The sequence below is a fragment of the Idiomarina sp. MD25a genome (genome assembly GCF_001870515.1).
GTDB lineage: Bacteria > Pseudomonadota > Gammaproteobacteria > Enterobacterales > Alteromonadaceae > Idiomarina.
Genome location: NZ_MDGT01000002.1, coordinates 506,458 through 523,227, shown reverse-complemented (window position 1 = coordinate 523,227; position 16,770 = coordinate 506,458). Strand labels below are relative to the sequence as shown.

Here is a 16,770-nt window from a genome sequence, read left to right as displayed (position 1 = left end):
CAATTTGGAACCTCTAACACATGTCAGAACGAGCCTCTTTAAGTGCCCTTAGCAATAACGTTGACGAAAAAGAAATCGAAAAATTTTCCGCCCTTGCTTCGCGATGGTGGGACACCGAAGGCGAATTCAAACCGCTGCATCAAATTAATCCATTGCGATTAACCTTTATTGAACAGCAAGTAGGCGGGTTATTCAACAAGCATGTTGTTGATGTGGGTTGCGGTGGTGGTTTATTAACCGAGGGTATGGCGAGTCGTGGCGCTCAGGTAACGGGTATCGACCTTGCGCATGACTCGTTAGAAGTCGCTCGACTTCACGCTTTAGAGTCGCAACTCAGTGTCAATTACCAGCAAATAAGCGCTGAAAACTTTGCTGCGGAACATACCGCACAGTTTGATGTCGTCACATGTTTGGAAATGCTCGAACACGTTCCTGACCCTGCCGCCATTGTTGGTGCAGTATGTGAGATGGTGAAACCGGGCGGTTACGCTATTTTCTCTACGTTGAATCGTAACGTGAAATCTTGGCTGCTAGGTATTGTGGCGGCTGAGCATGTTTTACGTTGGGTACCCAAAGGGACTCACCAGCATCAACGATTTATTAAGCCATCTGAGTTACTTCGTATGACAGACGCGCATGGATTGCAAGCTATAAAGATGAATGGCATCGTATATAAGCCGTTGCAAGGCTTTATGTTAGACGAACATGATGTCGACGTTAACTATATCGTTGCACTTCACAAACCAACCCGTTAACTCAATAGGGAACTCGCGTGAACAAACATCCGGTAGCTGCAGTTTTGTTTGACCTTGATGGCACATTATTAGATTCAGCACCGGATTTGGGCTTTGCGCTCAATCAAGTCTGTCGCGAACAAGGACTGCCCGAGATACCCGCTGAGATTTTTACCCCAGTAGCATCGCACGGCTCTCGCGGGTTATTGGCATTAACGCAACTGGATGAGGACGCGCTGCTTGCGCTAAAACCAAGATTTCTTGATATCTATCGCAACAACTTAGCGTTACATAGTAAGTTATTTGACGGTATCGAGATGTTACTGAGTTCGCTTCGCCGAAATCAGATTAAAATAGGTATCGTCACCAATAAACCTGAGTTTCTTACGCACCCACTGATTGCACAGTTTGAAGCGCTACAAAGTATTTCGGTAGTCGTCTGTGGTGATACGTTGGAAGAAGCCAAACCGTCACCCAAACCACTTTACTACGCAGCAGAACAACTTGCTGTCGACCCCAAGGACTGTGTTTATATTGGTGATGCAGAGCGCGATATCGTGGCAGGCCGTAATGCAGGTATGGTAACGGTACTTGCCGAGTATGGCTATATCTCAAGTACTGACCAACCGCAACAATGGTTAGCAGATTACGCCATCGCTCATCCCAATGCCTTGATGGAGCTACTCGCTTTACCGGATTAAATGATCTAAATCGTTCATTTTTTGATGGTTTTTATGACACCTTTTTTGCATAGAACACTTGTTTCTAAAGTCATGATTTTTTCAACTAAAAAATTATAAAATTTACACTTTCACGCAAGCCTATGCACGATAAGCGCTTGCAAAATTTCAAGCGGCTTTAAACGAATATTTACTACTAAATATACTTGATCGATGTGCGGGTTGTATCTAGTATGCCTGTAACACATCGACTACTAGATATTGTGTTCATTTGGTATACAGACCGAAAATTACACAATATCTTGTGGCCACAAATCTATAACAAACAGCTAAGAGTCGGCGCTAAAATGAACGAGCAACTTTTCGTTACCAAACGCAGTGGTCAACGCGAACCACTGAATTTAGATAAGATTCATCGTGTCATCATGTGGGCTGCAGAGGGCCTCAATAATGTCTCTGCTTCTCAAGTCGAAATTAAGTCACATATTCAGTTTTATGATGGGATCAAAACCGAAGATATTCATGAAACCATAATTAAAGCTGCGGCAGACCTCATTTCAGAAGAAGCGCCTGACTATCAGTACATGGCTGCACGTCTGGCCATCTTTCACTTACGTAAACGCGCGTATGGCAAGTTTGAACCCCCTCGCCTCTACGACCATGTCAAGAAAATGGTTGACGAGAAACGTTACGACGCACATTTGCTAGAAGATTTCAGTGAGCAAGAATTCGACCAGATGGATGAAATTATTGATCACTGGCGTGACATGAACTTTTCTTACGCTGCGGTTAAACAATTAGAGAATAAATACTTGGTGCAGAACCGGGTCACCGGTGATATCTACGAAAGCGCTCAGTTTCTTTATATTTTAGTGGCTGCTTGTTTGTTTGCTAATTACCCTAAGTCCACTCGTATGGACTACATCAAGCGCTTCTATGATGCGACGTCAACGTTCAAAATATCGTTGCCAACGCCGATCATGTCTGGCGTGCGCACGCCAACCCGCCAGTTCAGTTCATGTGTATTGATTGAGACGGGCGACAGCCTTGACTCGATTAATGCCACAGCCAGCGCTATTGTTAAATACGTATCGCAACGCGCGGGTATTGGTATCAATGCGGGACGCATTCGCGCACTCGGCAGCCCTATCCGCAATGGTGAAGCTTTCCATACCGGCTGTATTCCATTCTATAAGTATTTCCAAACTGCTGTGAAAAGCTGTTCTCAAGGCGGTGTACGTGGTGGTGCGGCAACGCTGTTTTATCCATTGTGGCACCTTGAGATTGAAAATTTATTGGTACTTAAAAACAACCGTGGTGTGGAAGAAAACCGCGTTCGTCACCTTGACTACGGTGTGCAGTTCAATCGCTTGATGTATCAACGCCTAGTTAAAGATGATTTCATCACACTGTTTAGTCCATCAGATGTACCTGGCTTATATGACGCATTCTTTGAAGACCAAGAAGAGTTCGAGCGTTTATACGTCCAATACGAAAACGACGAAAATATTCGTAAGAAGCGTATTAAAGCCATCGAGTTGTTTAGCTTGTTTATGCAAGAGCGTGCGAGCACCGGCCGAATTTATGTGCAAAACGTCGATCACTGTAATACTCACAGTCCGTTCGATTCAAAAGTTGCGCCGGTTCGCCAGAGCAACCTGTGCCTAGAGATTGCGCTGCCGACTAAACCACTGCGTCATGTAAATGACGAAGAAGGTGAAATTGCGCTATGTACTCTATCAGCGTTCAACTTAGGTAAAATTGAGTCGCTCAGCGATTTCGAAGAGCTCGCGGATCTTGCCGTACGTGCTCTCGACAGTTTGCTAGATTATCAAGAATACCCCGTACCTGCGGCTTATAACGCAACAATGAACCGTAGAACACTCGGTATAGGGGTCATTAACTTTGCGTACTATTTAGCTAAACACGGTGTGAAGTATTCCGATGGTTCAGCCAACGGTCTCGTGCACCGTACGTTTGAAGCTATTCAGTTCTATTTGATGAAAGCGTCAATGGAACTCGCTAAAGAGAAAGGCAAATGTCCTAAATTCAATGAAACCACCTACTCTCAAGGTATCTTACCGACAGATACCTACAAGAAAGATTTAGATGCGTTTTGTTCAGAGCCACTCCACCTCGACTGGGAGCAGCTCCGTAAAGACATTCAAGAACACGGCATGCGCAACTCGACGTTGTCCGCCTTGATGCCTTCAGAAACGTCGTCACAAATCTCTAACGCGACGAATGGTATCGAACCGCCGCGTGGGTTTGTCAGCGTCAAAGCATCTAAAGACGGTGTGACAAAGCAAGTGGTGCCCGATTACGAAAACCTGAAAAACAATTACGAACTATTGTGGCAGATCCCCGATAACAAGGGATATTTGCAACTGGTCGGCATTATGCAGAAGTTTGTCGATCAAACTATTTCGGCCAACACCAATTACGACCCGGGTAAGTTCAATGGTGCTAAGGTACCTATGAAACAATTACTTCAGGATCTATTAACAGCGTATAAGATGGGCGTAAAAACACTTTACTATCACAATACGCGCGATGGTGCAGCCGATAACCAATCCGATATTTCCGCTGAACAAAAACGTCAACGTAAGCAAAGTGATCGCCCTGCCGAGGTGGTGATTGAAGAAGACGACGATTGCGCAGGCGGTGCGTGCAAGATTTAATAAGGAGCGATTTGCGTGTCTTATTCAACGTTTAACCAAGAACAAACTAACCCGTTGGCCGAACCCATGTTTTTTGGGAACTCGGTCAACGTTGCACGTTACGACCAACAAAAGCACAGTATTTTTGAAAAGCTTATCGAAAAACAGATAAGCTTCTTCTGGCGTCCAGAGGAAGTCGACGTGAGTCGTGATCGTGTTGACTTTAACAAGTTAACCGCCAGTGAAAAGCATGTGTTTATTTCAAATTTGAAATATCAAACATTGCTCGACTCGATCCAAGGTCGAAGCCCCAATATTGCGCTACTGCCTATCGTTTCGCTGCCTGAGCTCGAGACTTGGATTGAAACTTGGTCTTTCTTTGAGACCATTCACTCGCGCTCCTACACGCATATTTTGCGTAACTTGTTTAGCGATCCGAGTGAAATTTTCGAAGATATCGTCATTAATGACCAAATCAAACTGCGCGCTAACGACATCTCTCGTTACTACGACGATTTGATTTTCTACACGCAGCTGTGGCAAACCCATGGCGAGGGCAAGATCACCGTCGATGGTGAAGAGCATAACGTGACTCGTCGCGAACTGAAGAAAAAACTCTTCTTGTGCATCAACTCAGTTAACGCGTTAGAAGCGATTCGTTTTTATGTAAGCTTTGCCTGTACTTTCGCATTTGCAGAGCGCGAGCTCATGGAAGGTAATGCAAAGATTATTCGCCTTATCGCGCGCGATGAAAACGTGCACCTGACTTCGACTCAGCACATGATCAACCTCTGGCAAGACGGTGAAGACGACCCAGAAATGGCAGAGATCGCTGAAGAGCTCGCCGATGAAGCCTATGAAATCTTCATGACCGCGGTTAAACAAGAAAAGCAATGGGCACACTACCTGTTTAAAGATGGCTCGATGATTGGCTTAAACGAGAGCATGTTATGTCAGTACGTCGAATATATTGCCAACTTACGTATGCAAGCGATCGGCTATGATGCGCCTTTCCCAGAGCAGCGCTCAAACCCATTGCCGTGGATGAATAAATACTTGGTATCCGATAACGTACAGGTTGCACCACAAGAAGCTGAAATCAGTTCTTATTTGGTCGGCCAGATTGACAGCAGTGTGGATGCCTCGGACTTAGGCGACTTTGACCTTTAGCGCGCCTGATGACAGCGAAACTGTTTAAAGTCAAAGTCAACGGTCAGCATGAGCTGACCGTTGACGCTTCAGAAGGCACTTTACTCGATGCGCTCGAAAAGCATCAGTTAGAGGTACATTATCACTGTAAAAGTGGCTTTTGCGGTGCCTGTCGTTCTAAACTAAAAAGTGGCTCAGTTCGCTATCTCACCGACCCTCTCGCCTATGTTCGCAAAGGTGACTTTTTACCCTGTTGTTGTGTCCCAGAATCCGACCTTGATATTGAACATTAATCTCACTGTTCGAAAAAAACGATAACCCTCATCGTGCAGATACATTGTAGAGCACCCGCGAAATATGGATAATAGAGTCAAATTCAAGGATTAGAGGATTATTCATGTTTACAGTTATTTTTGGTCGCCCAGGTTGTCCCTTTTGTGTTCGCGCTAAAGAAGTCGCTGAACAGCTAAAGGCAGACCGTGATGACTTCGATTATCGTTACGTTGATATTCACGAAGAAGGCATTACCAAAGCTGATTTAGAGAAAACAGTTGGTAAACCGGTGCACACTGTTCCACAGATTTTCGTCGACGAAACTCATGTAGGTGGCTTCACCGAATTTGAAGCTTACGCTAAAGAGCACTTAGGTTTGTACGCCGCTTAATCCTCTCGGTTAAGTGAGCAAAAAAATAAAGGCACCTTAAGGTGCCTTTATTTCGTTTATAGCTTGCTTAATGCGCTTCTCGGACACAGGGTACTTAGTCCCCAGCGTCTGCGCAAAGAGCGACACGCGCAACTCTTGAATCATCCAATAGATCTCACGAACCTCGGTCGGTACGATACGTCGATAGCGTTTAACCAAAGCATTGTAGCTCTCGGTCAACTCATCAAGCGTTAATGTTGCCAGTCTATCCTTGTTCGGATTTTCAGGTAGCTTTTCGAGGCGACGCTGCAACGCGCTTAAGTAGCGTTCAATATCTGGCAACCGCTCGGCACCGACCTCAGATACAAAACCACGATAGACAAGTGACTCGACCTGCTTCTGAACATCACCACGCGATTGAATCTGGTCCAATGGGATTTTTCCTTTCAGTTGCTTCTTCAGCTCGTTGGAGCGGATTAAACATTGCTCAACCTGCTGCGCGATAAGCTCAACGCGCTCATTCAGCTCAGCACGGGTTTTTTCTACTAGCGCGTTAAACGCGGACTCCGTGCGAACCTCGTCTTGCTCTGTAACAAAATCTTGATACAGGTTATCCACTGCTGCATCAATACAGTCCTTAATGAGCGCATCAACTTTACCCCAGGGGTTAAAGTACATCGCCAGTTTCGCTTTATTAGATAAGCTTTTCTGTAAGTATTTGATAGGTGAAGGCACTTGTTTAAGCACTAAGGCACGAATTCCTCGGGCATGCGCCAGCTCAGCCTCTTTCTGATGATCGAACATCTGAACTTGTAATTGTTCATCAGGCGTTACCGTTACCGCAGGGTATGCCCGCATTTCAAAACCGTGCTGCTTTTCGCTCACCACCTTGGGCAAATCATTAATCGACCAGGTTTCCAGTGGTTCACGTTCAACTTCCTGCCCCGCTGTCTTATCGAGACGCGCCTGCACGCGACCCGATAGCGCATTCTTAAGCGCCGTGAGGTCGCGACCCTGACGTACCAGCTTCTTACCATCAAGAATTTTAAAATTCATTTGCAAGTGAGCATCAATTTGTTCGGGCTTGAAGTCACTCGGCTCCACTCGCACGCCCGTCATACGCAGTAGCTTCTTGCACATGGCTTCCAGCATACTCAACTCACCTGGTTCAATATCCGCAAATACGGCCTGAGCAAAGTTAGGTGCCGGCACAAAATTTCTGCGGATCGGCTTGGGCAATGACTTAATCAACGCAGTGATACGTTCTTCACGCAGCGCGGGAATATGCCAGTCAAATCCTTCATTCTCGACTTGATTGAGAATTGCCAACTGAATATTCACCGAAACCCCATCATCTTCAGCGGAGGGTTCAAAGTGATAGCTCAGCGGCAATTTAAGGTTACCTTGTCGCCAAAACTCGGGGTAACTTTGTTCCGTAATATGGCTGGTATCCGCGTCAATCAAATCGTCACGTTTGAAGAACAGCAACTTAGGCTCAGACTTTGCAGCCTTATGCCACCAGCCTGCGAGCAGCTTTTCGTTATAAATTCCCTCTGGAATATGACGCTCGTACGCCTCAAATAACTCCTGTTCATCAACGAGAATATCCCGGCGGCGCGATTTTTCTTCCAGCGCTTGTACACTCGCGATCAAATCCAGATTGTGCTTGATAAAAGGCAATTGACGTTTAATTTGGCCCTGCGCCAGCCCCTCTCGAATAAAAATATGTCGCGCGAGCGTGGGATCGATGGGACCAAACTGCACGCGCCGACGCGCCACCAGTATCAGCCCGAGCAACGTCACTTGCTCGTCAGCAACAACGCTGCCTTGTTTTGCCTCAAAGTGCGGTTCAAGATACTGCTTCTTAACCAAATGTCCTGCAGCCTGCTCAATCCACTCAGGCTCAACTTTGGCGTTAACGCGCGCATATAACTTTGATGTTTCAACGAGTTCAGCACTGACAACCCATTTAGGCGGCCGCCCAAATAAATGAGAGCCGGGAAAAATATGAAAGCGAGTTTGACGCGTTCCTTGATACTCGTGCTTGGCATCCTTTAAACCGACTTGAGACAGTAAACCTGCTAGTAGCGCTCGGTGCACCTGTTCGTAAGTCGCCGCCTCCTCATTAATGCGTAATCCTAACTCACGTGCCGTTTGTCGGCTTTGGGTATAGACATCCTGCCATTCACGCACACGTAGAAAATGTAGGAACTCTTTCTTTAATTGCTTACGAAACTGGTTACCTGAGAGCGCTTTCTGTTGCTCCCTTAAATAATTCCATAAGTTGAGATAACTCATAAAGTCTGAATTGTCATCGGCAAACCGTGCATGTGCTTGATCAGACTTTTCCTTTGCATCACTCGGGCGCTCGCGTGGGTCTTGAATACTGAGCGCCGAGGTAATAATCAGCATTTCGCGCACGCAGCCCTGCTCATGTCCGGCGAGCACCATACGTGCGAGTTTGGGATCGAGCGGTAAACGTGCCAATTGTCGACCGGTGTCTGTTAATCGTGGTTGCTGTTGTTTTCGGTTGGGCGCAATCGCGTTGAGTTCTTCCAGCAGGTTTAAACCATCTTTAATAAATCGTTCATCAGGTTTCTGGACAAACGGAAAGCGTCGAATATCCCCCAGTCGCATCGCCGACATCTGCAATATAACTGCCGCTAAATTGGTCCGCAGAATTTCAGGATCGGTATATTCTGGGCGACTGAGAAAGTCTTCCTCGCTATATAAGCGAATACAAATACCCGGTCCCACGCGACCACACCGACCTTTACGCTGATTTGCACTGGCTTGTGAAATGGGCTCAATCGGGAGACGTTGTACTTTGGTTCGATACGAGTAGCGACTCATCCGCACGGTACCGGGATCGATCACGTAGCGTATACCGGGGACCGTTAATGACGTCTCCGCTACGTTGGTAGCAATCACGACACGGCGTTGGCTGTGGGACTGAAAAACTCGGTTCTGCTCGCTCGATGATAACCGCGCATAGAGCGGCAATACTTCGGTATCACGCAATTGCAAATCGGCGATGGCTTCGGCGTAGTCCCGTATTTCCCGCTCGCCGCTGGCGAAAATCAAAATATCACCCGGCCCTTCAGCTTGAAGTTCTTGCACCGCATCTAACAAACTCGCGAGGACATCGTTCTGCGCCTCTGGTTGTTCCGATGGATCGCGATAACGCACCTCAACGGGATACGTGCGGCCACTAACGGTGAGCACCGGCGCATCATCAAAATGCTTAGAGAAACGTTCGGTTTCGATAGTGGCGGAGGTGATAATAATTTTAAGACCCGGGCGCTTGCGACGTAGTTGATGTAACACGCCAAGCAAGAAATCGATATTTAAGCTGCGTTCATGCGCCTCATCGATGACAATTGCGTCGTACTGTAGCAATAAAGGGTCATTTTGCAGTTCCGATAACAACATACCATCGGTCATTAATTTGACCGCAGTGGTCGGTGCCGTCTCATCTTGGAAACGGATCTTGTAACCCACTTGCTGCTTTTGTGTATCGCCTAGCTCTTCGCCAATACGCGCAGCGACACTGCGTGCGGCTAACCGACGCGGTTGCGTATGTGCGATAGTGCCTTTGCGTCCATACCCCAACTCGAGCAACATCTTAGGTAATTGAGTCGTTTTACCCGATCCCGTTTCACCTGCGATAATTACTACTGGATGCTCGCGCATCGCTGTTAAAATGCGATCACGCTCTTGAGCAACTGGTAGTTGTTCAGGATAATCGAGTTTGAACTGTTGCTCTTGTCGAGCGAGCAAATGCAATTGCGCAGCCTCAATATCCTGCTCTATGTGTTGTTGCACATCCATGCGCCGTTTTGCATCGTTTATCTTGACACTGCCACGCAGCCGCCCTCTTAAAAGCGCGGCATCCGCTAACGTACATTCAGCCAGTGCATCGGCAAATTTTTCGAGCAAATACTTTTGCGCTTGCTTTTGTTCCGCAGTTAACGGCTTAGTTTTCTTGGGGGTACGACTCATAAACGCCCGCTTTAATCCTCATCTTTGTAAATCGCTGTATGCACTTTGCCATTACGAATATAACCCCGGTACATACCTTCGGTATTAAACGGTGTTGCAATGTGACCTTGTGCATCCATGATAATGACACCACCCGTGCCACCGGCTTGTTCTAAAACACCATGAATAACCGCATCACCTGCTTCTTGCACAGTTTGATTCTGATACTTAACACGCGAACAAATATCCGCAGCCACATGGTAGCGAATAAAGTACTCGCCATGACCGGTTGCTGATACACCACAACTACTATTGTCCGCCCAAGTGCCAGCGCCAATAATCGGTGAATCCCCTATTCTACCATAACGCTTAGCGGTCATCCCGCCGGTTGAAGTGCCTGCACTGAGCGTACCCGACTTATCTAAGGCAACAGCGCCCACAGTGCCGTATTTATAATCGAGATCAAGATAGCGCCAAGCTTGTTGTTCGGGCTGCTCACTTTTACGAATCGTTTGTTTGGCTTTAATTAACTGCTGATAGCGATGTTCGGTATCAAAGTAACTGTTATCAACCTGCGCTAACCCTTGCTGCTGAGCAAATTGTGCTGCGCCGTCGCCACTCAACATCACATGAACCGACTTATCCATAATCGTGCGCGCCAACTCAATCGGGCTTTTGACTGTTTTTACGCCCGCGACGGCGCCCGCATTGCCCGTTGCCCCGTTCATGATCGAGGCATCAAGCTCATGCTCACCATCCCACGTGTAAACCGCACCCTTACCCGCATTAAATAACGGTGAATCTTCCATCACTTGAATCGCGTGAATCACCGCGTCGGTGCTACTGCCGCCTTGCTCAAGTACCGCGTAACCCGCCTGCAGAGCCTCTTCGAGTTTAGCATGGTACGCTGCCTCTTGTTCTGCGGTTAAATTAGCCCGGGTAATCGTGCCTGCACCGCCGTGAATAACCAGCGCAATGGGTGTCTTGTCATCCGCGGACTCATGTGTTTCAGCTTTGGTTGCCGCGGTAGTGAACGTTCCCACCAACGCGAGCGTAAGCATAGTTACTGTTGTTTTTATTTTCATGGTTCTATCCTTAATAAGGGATTCGAACTACACATTACAGGGTAATCGAAACCACAATGCAATGTTTTTGGAGGTAACTGTATGCCCACTTATCGCGTTAACTACGATCACCTTGGTGCACCCGAGCAAGTGCAACTCAATGTACCAACGGTTGAGCATTCAGATAGCGACCGCGACTTGCGCGACGAAATAGCCCGTCGACTCGCTGAGCGTGTTCTTCCTCATGCCGAGCTGGCGATTAATCACGATGACCACCGTAACGTCGAAGAAAAACTCTACAAAGCGTACGAATTGAAAATTACTCATATTGAGCGGCTTTAGTTGCCGCTCTTAGCGACTTCAATATCAAAGTGCTAATATTGCAGGGCTACCAACAATGGTGTAGCCTCCAAGCCAACTAAATTGAGTCGGTATGAGACATGCAATCCGTTCCAGAAAACAATAAAAACCAACCCACCTTCTACTGGCATGACTACGAAACGTGGGGGGCGCGGCCACTGATTGATAGGCCTGCGCAATTTGCCGGGATGCGCACCACATTGGACTTTCAACCCGTTGGGCGTCCGTTAACCATTTACGCGCAGCCCACGCCGGATTTTTTACCCGACCCCGAAGCGGTACTCATAACCGGGATCACTCCGCAATATGCGCTTAACCAGGGCGTTAACGAAGCCAACTTTGCGCAAGCTATTGTGCAAGAGATGAGTCAACCTAATACCATTATTATTGGCTATAACAACATTCGATTTGACGATGAAGTAACGCGCTCTCTGTGTTATCGCAACTTTTATGACCCCTATGCTCATACTTGGCAAAACGGTAATTCGCGCTGGGATCTGATTGATGTGGTACGCGCCTGTTACGCACTGCGTCCCGAGGGTATTCATTGGCCGGAGGACGAAGATGGCCGTGTGACCTTGCGACTTGAAAGGTTGACCCAAGCTAACCGTATTGATCACGGACAAGCGCATGATGCCATGTCCGATGTCCGAGCGACCATCGCGATGGCACAACTGATTGCAGAGAAGCAACCGAAACTGTGGCAGTTTGCCTTACAGCATCGCCATAAGAATGACCTGATGAACCTCATTAATTGGCAGCAGATTAAGCCTTTGGTGCACGTCTCGGGTTTGTATGGCGCCGATAATTTCTTCGTATCCGCCGTGCTGCCGATTGGTTTTCACGCTCAACGTGCTAATGCACTGATCGCTTGGGATCTACGTATTAACCCAGCAGATTTTGCGGATTATTCGACTGAGCAATTACGAGATTTACTATTTGCCTCCCGTCAGCAGCATCAGAACAACGGAACCCTACGCCCTGGCGCAACTCAGATTACGCTCAATCGTTGCCCGTTCTTAGCACCGTTGGCAACGCTGACAGAGGAAGCACAACAACGTACTCAAATCGACTTGGTCACGCTTAGGGAGCGGACTCGTTGGTTGGCCGAGAACAGTGACTTCCGTGATCGCGTCATGGCGATTTTTGATAACGCGCTCGAGCGTGGCGAACAGCCGCTTTTAGACGTTGATCAGCGCTTGTACGATGGTTTCTTTGACGCGCAAGATAAGCAAAACTTGCAGATGATTCGTGCGATGAAGCCGGAACAGTTAGCTGGCGTCGAGCTTAACACGCAAGATAATCGCCTACCCGAGCTATTGTTTCGCTACCGCGCACGAAATTATCCGGCGACATTGGATCAAAGCGAGCTTCAGCGCTGGCAGCAATTCTGTCGTCAACGCCTTACCGAACCGTCCAACGGACAGCTTTCGATAACCGAGTTTGCAGAAAAACTTGAAGGTTTGGCTCAGCAGTATCAGGATAATAAACATCGTATGCAGCTGCTAAAATCACTTTATGACTACGCACAAGGGCTTTGAACACAGTTTTGACTATATTATCGTCGGTGGTGGATCGGCTGGCTGTGTGCTCGCAAACCGGCTCACTGAGAATGGACAGTTCCGCGTTTTACTCTTAGAAGCCGGGCGCAAGCCGCCCGGCTTTTTCTCCACGATGCCCTCTGGCTTTGCCCGCTTTATTCATAGCCCGACCTTTAATTGGCTTTACCGCGGTCAAAGCTTCGCTCAACAAACAACCTACACACCTCGGGGTAAGGGGTTAGGTGGCTCAAGTGCCATCAATGCGATGATTTACTGCCGAGGTAGTCAACAAGACTATCAACGCTGGGCAGATGCGGCTGGCCACGAATGGAGTTATTCTGCTTTACTCCCCTACTTTAAAAAGTCCGAAGCCAATCAGCGTGGCGCTAGCTATTATCATGGCGATCAAGGTCCGTTGAGAGTCAGTGATAAAGTCCCCTATTACCCGGTCTGTCGAGCATTTGTGGAGGCCTGCCAAGAACTCGGTCTGCCGTACAATTCTGACTTTAATGGCGATACCTTAACGGGGGTCGGCCCATTCCAATTTACTATGGCGGATGGCGAACGTTGCAGCACCTATAAAGCTTACTTAAAACCGGTGGCAGACCGACATAACTTAACCATACTGTCGGGTTACAATGTTCATCGTGTGCTATTTGATGGACACAATGCCCAAGGTGTCGAGGCGCTTTGTAAGGGGCAAAAGCAACATTTTTATGCCAATCGTGAAGTCATTCTTGCTGCCGGTGCACTCGCATCACCTGTTATTTTGCAACGTTCGGGAATTGGTGACAGCGAATCACTTAAATCGGTGCATGTTCCGATGGTATACCATGCGCCCGAAGTGGGTAAGAATCTTGCCGAACACGCAGATATTTGTGTCCATGTAAAAAATAAAAAACGTAACGGATTGACACTTACGCCTTGGGGTTTGCTGAAACTCTTACCCGCGTTTTTTTACTACCTGATCAATAAAAACGGACAATTAAGCCATTCATTGGCTGAGGTGGGTGCATTTTTCGATGTGAGCGATAACGATTGGGCGAATGACAACGAACCTAAATTTCAATGCCACGTGTTACCCGTCATGTTTAAAGACTCAGGTTATAACTGGTGGCCCACATTAAAGCATGGCTTCAGTATTCATGTCTGTTTGCTCCGACCTGAGTCGCTCGGAAGCGTTCAAATTAATCCCGAGGATCCGTTTGGAAAACCACTCATCAATTACCGTTTTTTCGAAAATCCCAATGACTTAGTCGCGTTGACAGCGGCGGTTAAAAAGGTGTGTAGCTTACTCGAGACCGATGCCCTGAAGCCATTCGTAGGTAAACGGTTGTTCCCTCGACCCTATAAACGAGATACCGAACTCGCCCAGCAAATTACCGAGGAAATCGGGCTGATCTACCACCCTGTAGGTACATGTCGGATGGGTCAAGACCAGCATTCCGTCGTTGATCCACGATGCTGTGTGCGCGGAGTCAACAAATTACGAGTTATTGATGCGTCAATAATGCCAACGCCTATCAGTGGTAATACCAACGCCCCTACCATCGCTATAGCTGAAAAAGGCGCCGACTTGATTAAAGCCGACGCCTTTTAATTTTTCTCCGTTAATTACACGCGTTTATTTTTGATGCAGTTTTCCGACCTTAAATAGACGCGCTAACGCAGGGATCAAGATCAGCGCACCGAGCATATTCCAAAGGAACATAAAGGTGAGCAAAATCCCCATATCCGCTTGGAACTTAATCGGTGAGAAGATCCAGGTCGCAACACCAATCGCTAACGTCAATCCAGTAAAGCCGACCGCTTTACCCGTGTTCTCAAGTGCATAACGATAGGTAGCTGGCAGATCCATACCACGCTGCAAACCTTCCTTAACCTTACTATAAATATAGATGCCGTAGTCGACACCAATACCTACACCGAGTGCAATAACCGGTAAGGTCGCAACTTTAATGCCTATCCCTAACACCGCCATTAACCCTTGACTCATGACTGTTGTAAACGCGAGCGGTAAGACGATGCAGGCGACTGTGCGGAGGCTTCTAAAAGTCACTAAACACAGGAAGATCACCACGCCATAGACCCACAGCAGCATTTTGTTCTGGGCGCTCTCAATGACGGAGTTTGTCGCTGCTTCAATACCTGAGTTACCCGCCGCCATCAGCAAATCAATACCTTCTTTTTGGTAGTTCTGCTTAAACGACTCGACAGAGGCGACCACATTCTTCAATGTTTCCGCTTTATGATCATCAAGGTAAATAATAATCGGCGCCATCGAACAATCGTTATTAATCAAGCCATCTGGGATACGGCTCAACGATGCATTGGTAACAAACTGGTTACGATTTAAGGTGAACCACTTTAGGTTACCTTCGTTTATGGCAAACATACCCATTTTGGATACATACACAATCGATTTTACGTCTTGTACTCCGTTGGTGTTTTGCATGTGCCAACTAAAGCGATCCATAAACTCGAGGTTATTGTATGCGATGCATTGTTGTGGTTCGGTCGCAGCCATCACCACAAAAATATCGGTACTTGAGCTGTAATTATCGACAATATAAGCATTATCGAGGTTATAACGGCTATCTGGACGTAACTCGGGTGAGCCTTTATCCAAGTCACCAATCTGCATTTGCTGACCGTAGTATAGACCCCAAGCCAACAACACCACGGCAACGCCTAAGGCACTGTATGCCCATTTAGGCTGTGCAAACTTCTCAAAGGTACGCACCACGATGTGTTTTTCACTTTCCGCTTTGCGGTGATATTCGACACCTTTATCAGATACGCCGAAATACGACATCAAAATCGGTAGTAAGCCCAAGTTAGTCAGTACCACAACCGCCACACCAATACTGGCCGCTATCGCAAGTTCTTTAATCACTGCGATATCAATTACCATCAGCGTGGTAAAGCCAATCGCATCACTCGCTAGTGCCGTTAGGCCGGCAATATATAAACTCCGAAAAGCAAGCTTGGACGCTTCAAACTTGTCGAAGCCATGCGTACGGTTATAACCAATGGCATTAATAATTTGCACACCGTGAGATACGCCAATCGCAAACACTAAAAACGGTACTAGCATTGAGTATGGATTTATCCCACTGCCAATCAGATCGATAATACCCAATTGCCAAATCACAGCAATGATTGAGCAGCCCAGTACGGTGAAGGTACTGCGCCAGCAGCGACTGTACACATATAACATAGCCAAAGTGATAAGGATCGCCAGCAAGAAGAACAAACCAACTTGCTCGGCACCATCGATCAAATCACCTATCAACTTGGCAAAACCGGTAATGTGAATACCAATTTCGTCGCTTTGATATTTGTCACGTACTAAGGTTTCTAAGCGCTCCGAAAATTCCCCGTAATCCAGCTTTTCGCCCGTTTCGGGATTCACTTCGTCGAGAGGGACATAAATGATGGTTGACTCGAAGTTGTTCGCAACCAAGTTACCCACCTCACCGGAGCGAAGCACATTCTCTCGAAGTTGAGCAATGGACTCTTGACCACCATCATAGCCGTCTGGGACAACCGGACCACCAACGAAACCTTCCTCAGTGACTTCCATCCAACGTACATTGGGTGTCCATAAGCTTCGTAAACCTGAGCGATTAACACCAGGAATGTAGAACACTTCGTCGGTAATTTGTTTGACCGTTTCTTGGAACTCAGGCTCAAAAATATCGCCTTGCTTATTTTCAACGGCAATACGCACAACGTTGCCAAGACTCGATAGATCCTTTTGGTATTCAAAATAATTTTGAATAAACGGATGCTCAGTCGGAATCATTTTGGTGAATGAAGCGTCTGGGCGTACTTGAACGGCGTTATAGCCCAACACAAGGGTGACCGCCGCAAATAATAGTAACCAAACTAAACGAAACTTGAATAATGCCCGTTCGAGTAAAGAGGGTTTTTTATTTTCGATATTATTATCCAC

At 47.1% G+C, this 16,770-nt stretch carries 12 protein-coding genes; 9 read left to right on the top strand and 3 right to left on the bottom strand.

Annotation, left to right across the window (positions count from 1 at the left end; all coding sequences use genetic code 11):
* The first annotated feature begins 20 nt into the window (after positions 1–20).
* From ubiG to BFR57_RS03700, 6 genes are all read left to right on the top strand, one after another.
* Positions 21–755, top strand: coding sequence for a bifunctional 2-polyprenyl-6-hydroxyphenol methylase/3-demethylubiquinol 3-O-methyltransferase UbiG (ubiG, locus tag BFR57_RS03725; RefSeq protein WP_071462690.1), 735 nt, complete (start codon positions 21–23; stop codon positions 753–755).
* A 17-nt stretch (positions 756–772) separates the two neighbouring features.
* Positions 773–1,435 (top strand): HAD family hydrolase, encoded by a 663-nt coding sequence (locus tag BFR57_RS03720; protein WP_071462689.1) that lies wholly within the window; start codon positions 773–775, stop codon positions 1,433–1,435.
* A 326-nt stretch (positions 1,436–1,761) separates the two neighbouring features.
* Positions 1,762–4,095: a class 1a ribonucleoside-diphosphate reductase subunit alpha gene (gene nrdA / locus BFR57_RS03715; protein ID WP_071462688.1), complete on the top strand. Its 2,334-nt coding sequence runs from the start codon at positions 1,762–1,764 to the stop codon at positions 4,093–4,095.
* 15 nt (positions 4,096–4,110) lie between these two features.
* Positions 4,111–5,244 carry a class Ia ribonucleoside-diphosphate reductase subunit beta gene (nrdB, locus tag BFR57_RS03710; RefSeq protein WP_071462687.1) on the top strand — a complete coding sequence of 378 codons (1,134 nt, stop codon included), beginning with the start codon at positions 4,111–4,113 and terminating at the stop codon, positions 5,242–5,244.
* An 8-nt stretch (positions 5,245–5,252) separates the two neighbouring features.
* The gene (yfaE, locus tag BFR57_RS03705) at positions 5,253–5,516 is read left to right on the top strand and encodes a class I ribonucleotide reductase maintenance protein YfaE (protein ID WP_006955351.1); all 264 of its coding nucleotides are present in this window, start codon (positions 5,253–5,255) and stop codon (positions 5,514–5,516) included.
* A 104-nt stretch (positions 5,517–5,620) separates the two neighbouring features.
* Complete coding sequence (locus BFR57_RS03700) at positions 5,621–5,887, top strand: GrxA family glutaredoxin (RefSeq protein ID WP_006955353.1); 267 nt, start codon at positions 5,621–5,623, stop codon at positions 5,885–5,887.
* Between the two features lie 36 nt (positions 5,888–5,923).
* Here BFR57_RS03700 and hrpA read toward each other — a convergent pair whose 3' ends face one another.
* Together hrpA and BFR57_RS03690 are read right to left on the bottom strand one after the other, a co-directional pair.
* The gene (hrpA, locus tag BFR57_RS03695) at positions 5,924–9,868 is read right to left on the bottom strand and encodes an ATP-dependent RNA helicase HrpA (protein WP_083405019.1); all 3,945 of its coding nucleotides are present in this window, start codon (positions 9,866–9,868) and stop codon (positions 5,924–5,926) included.
* An 11-nt stretch (positions 9,869–9,879) separates the two neighbouring features.
* The gene (locus BFR57_RS03690) at positions 9,880–10,932 is read right to left on the bottom strand and encodes an isoaspartyl peptidase/L-asparaginase family protein (protein WP_071462686.1); all 1,053 of its coding nucleotides are present in this window, start codon (positions 10,930–10,932) and stop codon (positions 9,880–9,882) included.
* Between the two features lie 81 nt (positions 10,933–11,013).
* Between BFR57_RS03690 and BFR57_RS03685 the strand changes: the two genes are divergently transcribed.
* The 3 genes from BFR57_RS03685 (at position 11,014) to BFR57_RS03675 (ending at position 14,412) form a co-directional block, all read left to right on the top strand.
* On the top strand, positions 11,014–11,253 hold the full coding sequence (locus BFR57_RS03685) for a hypothetical protein (protein ID WP_071462685.1): 240 nt from the start codon (positions 11,014–11,016) through the stop codon (positions 11,251–11,253).
* Between the two features lie 98 nt (positions 11,254–11,351).
* On the top strand, positions 11,352–12,812 hold the full coding sequence (gene sbcB, locus BFR57_RS03680; protein WP_071462684.1) for an exodeoxyribonuclease I: 1,461 nt from the start codon (positions 11,352–11,354) through the stop codon (positions 12,810–12,812).
* A complete protein-coding gene (locus tag BFR57_RS03675) occupies positions 12,790–14,412 on the top strand; it encodes a GMC family oxidoreductase (protein WP_071462683.1) in 1,623 nt (540 codons plus the stop codon). The genes sbcB and BFR57_RS03675 overlap by 23 nt, the downstream gene beginning before the upstream one ends.
* A 24-nt stretch (positions 14,413–14,436) precedes the next feature.
* On the opposite strand, the gene BFR57_RS03670 is transcribed toward BFR57_RS03675, so the two are convergent.
* Entirely contained in the window at positions 14,437–16,770 is a 2,334-nt protein-coding gene (locus BFR57_RS03670) for an MMPL family transporter (protein WP_071462682.1), read from the bottom strand.

Bases quoted from the DNA above. Each gene is read 5' to 3' on its own strand.
- ubiG (WP_071462690.1), top strand. From the start codon at position 21: ATGTCAGAACGAGCCTCTTTAAGTGCCCTTAGCAATAACGTTGACGAA.
- BFR57_RS03700 (WP_006955353.1), top strand. From the start codon at position 5,621: ATGTTTACAGTTATTTTTGGTCGCCCAGGTTGTCCCTTTTGTGTTCGC.
- hrpA (WP_083405019.1), bottom strand. From the start codon at position 9,868: ATGAGTCGTACCCCCAAGAAAACTAAGCCGTTAACTGCGGAACAAAAG.
- sbcB (WP_071462684.1), top strand. From the start codon at position 11,352: ATGCAATCCGTTCCAGAAAACAATAAAAACCAACCCACCTTCTACTGG.
- BFR57_RS03685 (WP_071462685.1), top strand. From the start codon at position 11,014: ATGCCCACTTATCGCGTTAACTACGATCACCTTGGTGCACCCGAGCAA.
- BFR57_RS03690 (WP_071462686.1), bottom strand. From the start codon at position 10,932: ATGAAAATAAAAACAACAGTAACTATGCTTACGCTCGCGTTGGTGGGA.
- yfaE (WP_006955351.1), top strand. From the start codon at position 5,253: ATGACAGCGAAACTGTTTAAAGTCAAAGTCAACGGTCAGCATGAGCTG.
- nrdA (WP_071462688.1), top strand. From the start codon at position 1,762: ATGAACGAGCAACTTTTCGTTACCAAACGCAGTGGTCAACGCGAACCA.
- BFR57_RS03675 (WP_071462683.1), top strand. From the start codon at position 12,790: ATGACTACGCACAAGGGCTTTGAACACAGTTTTGACTATATTATCGTC.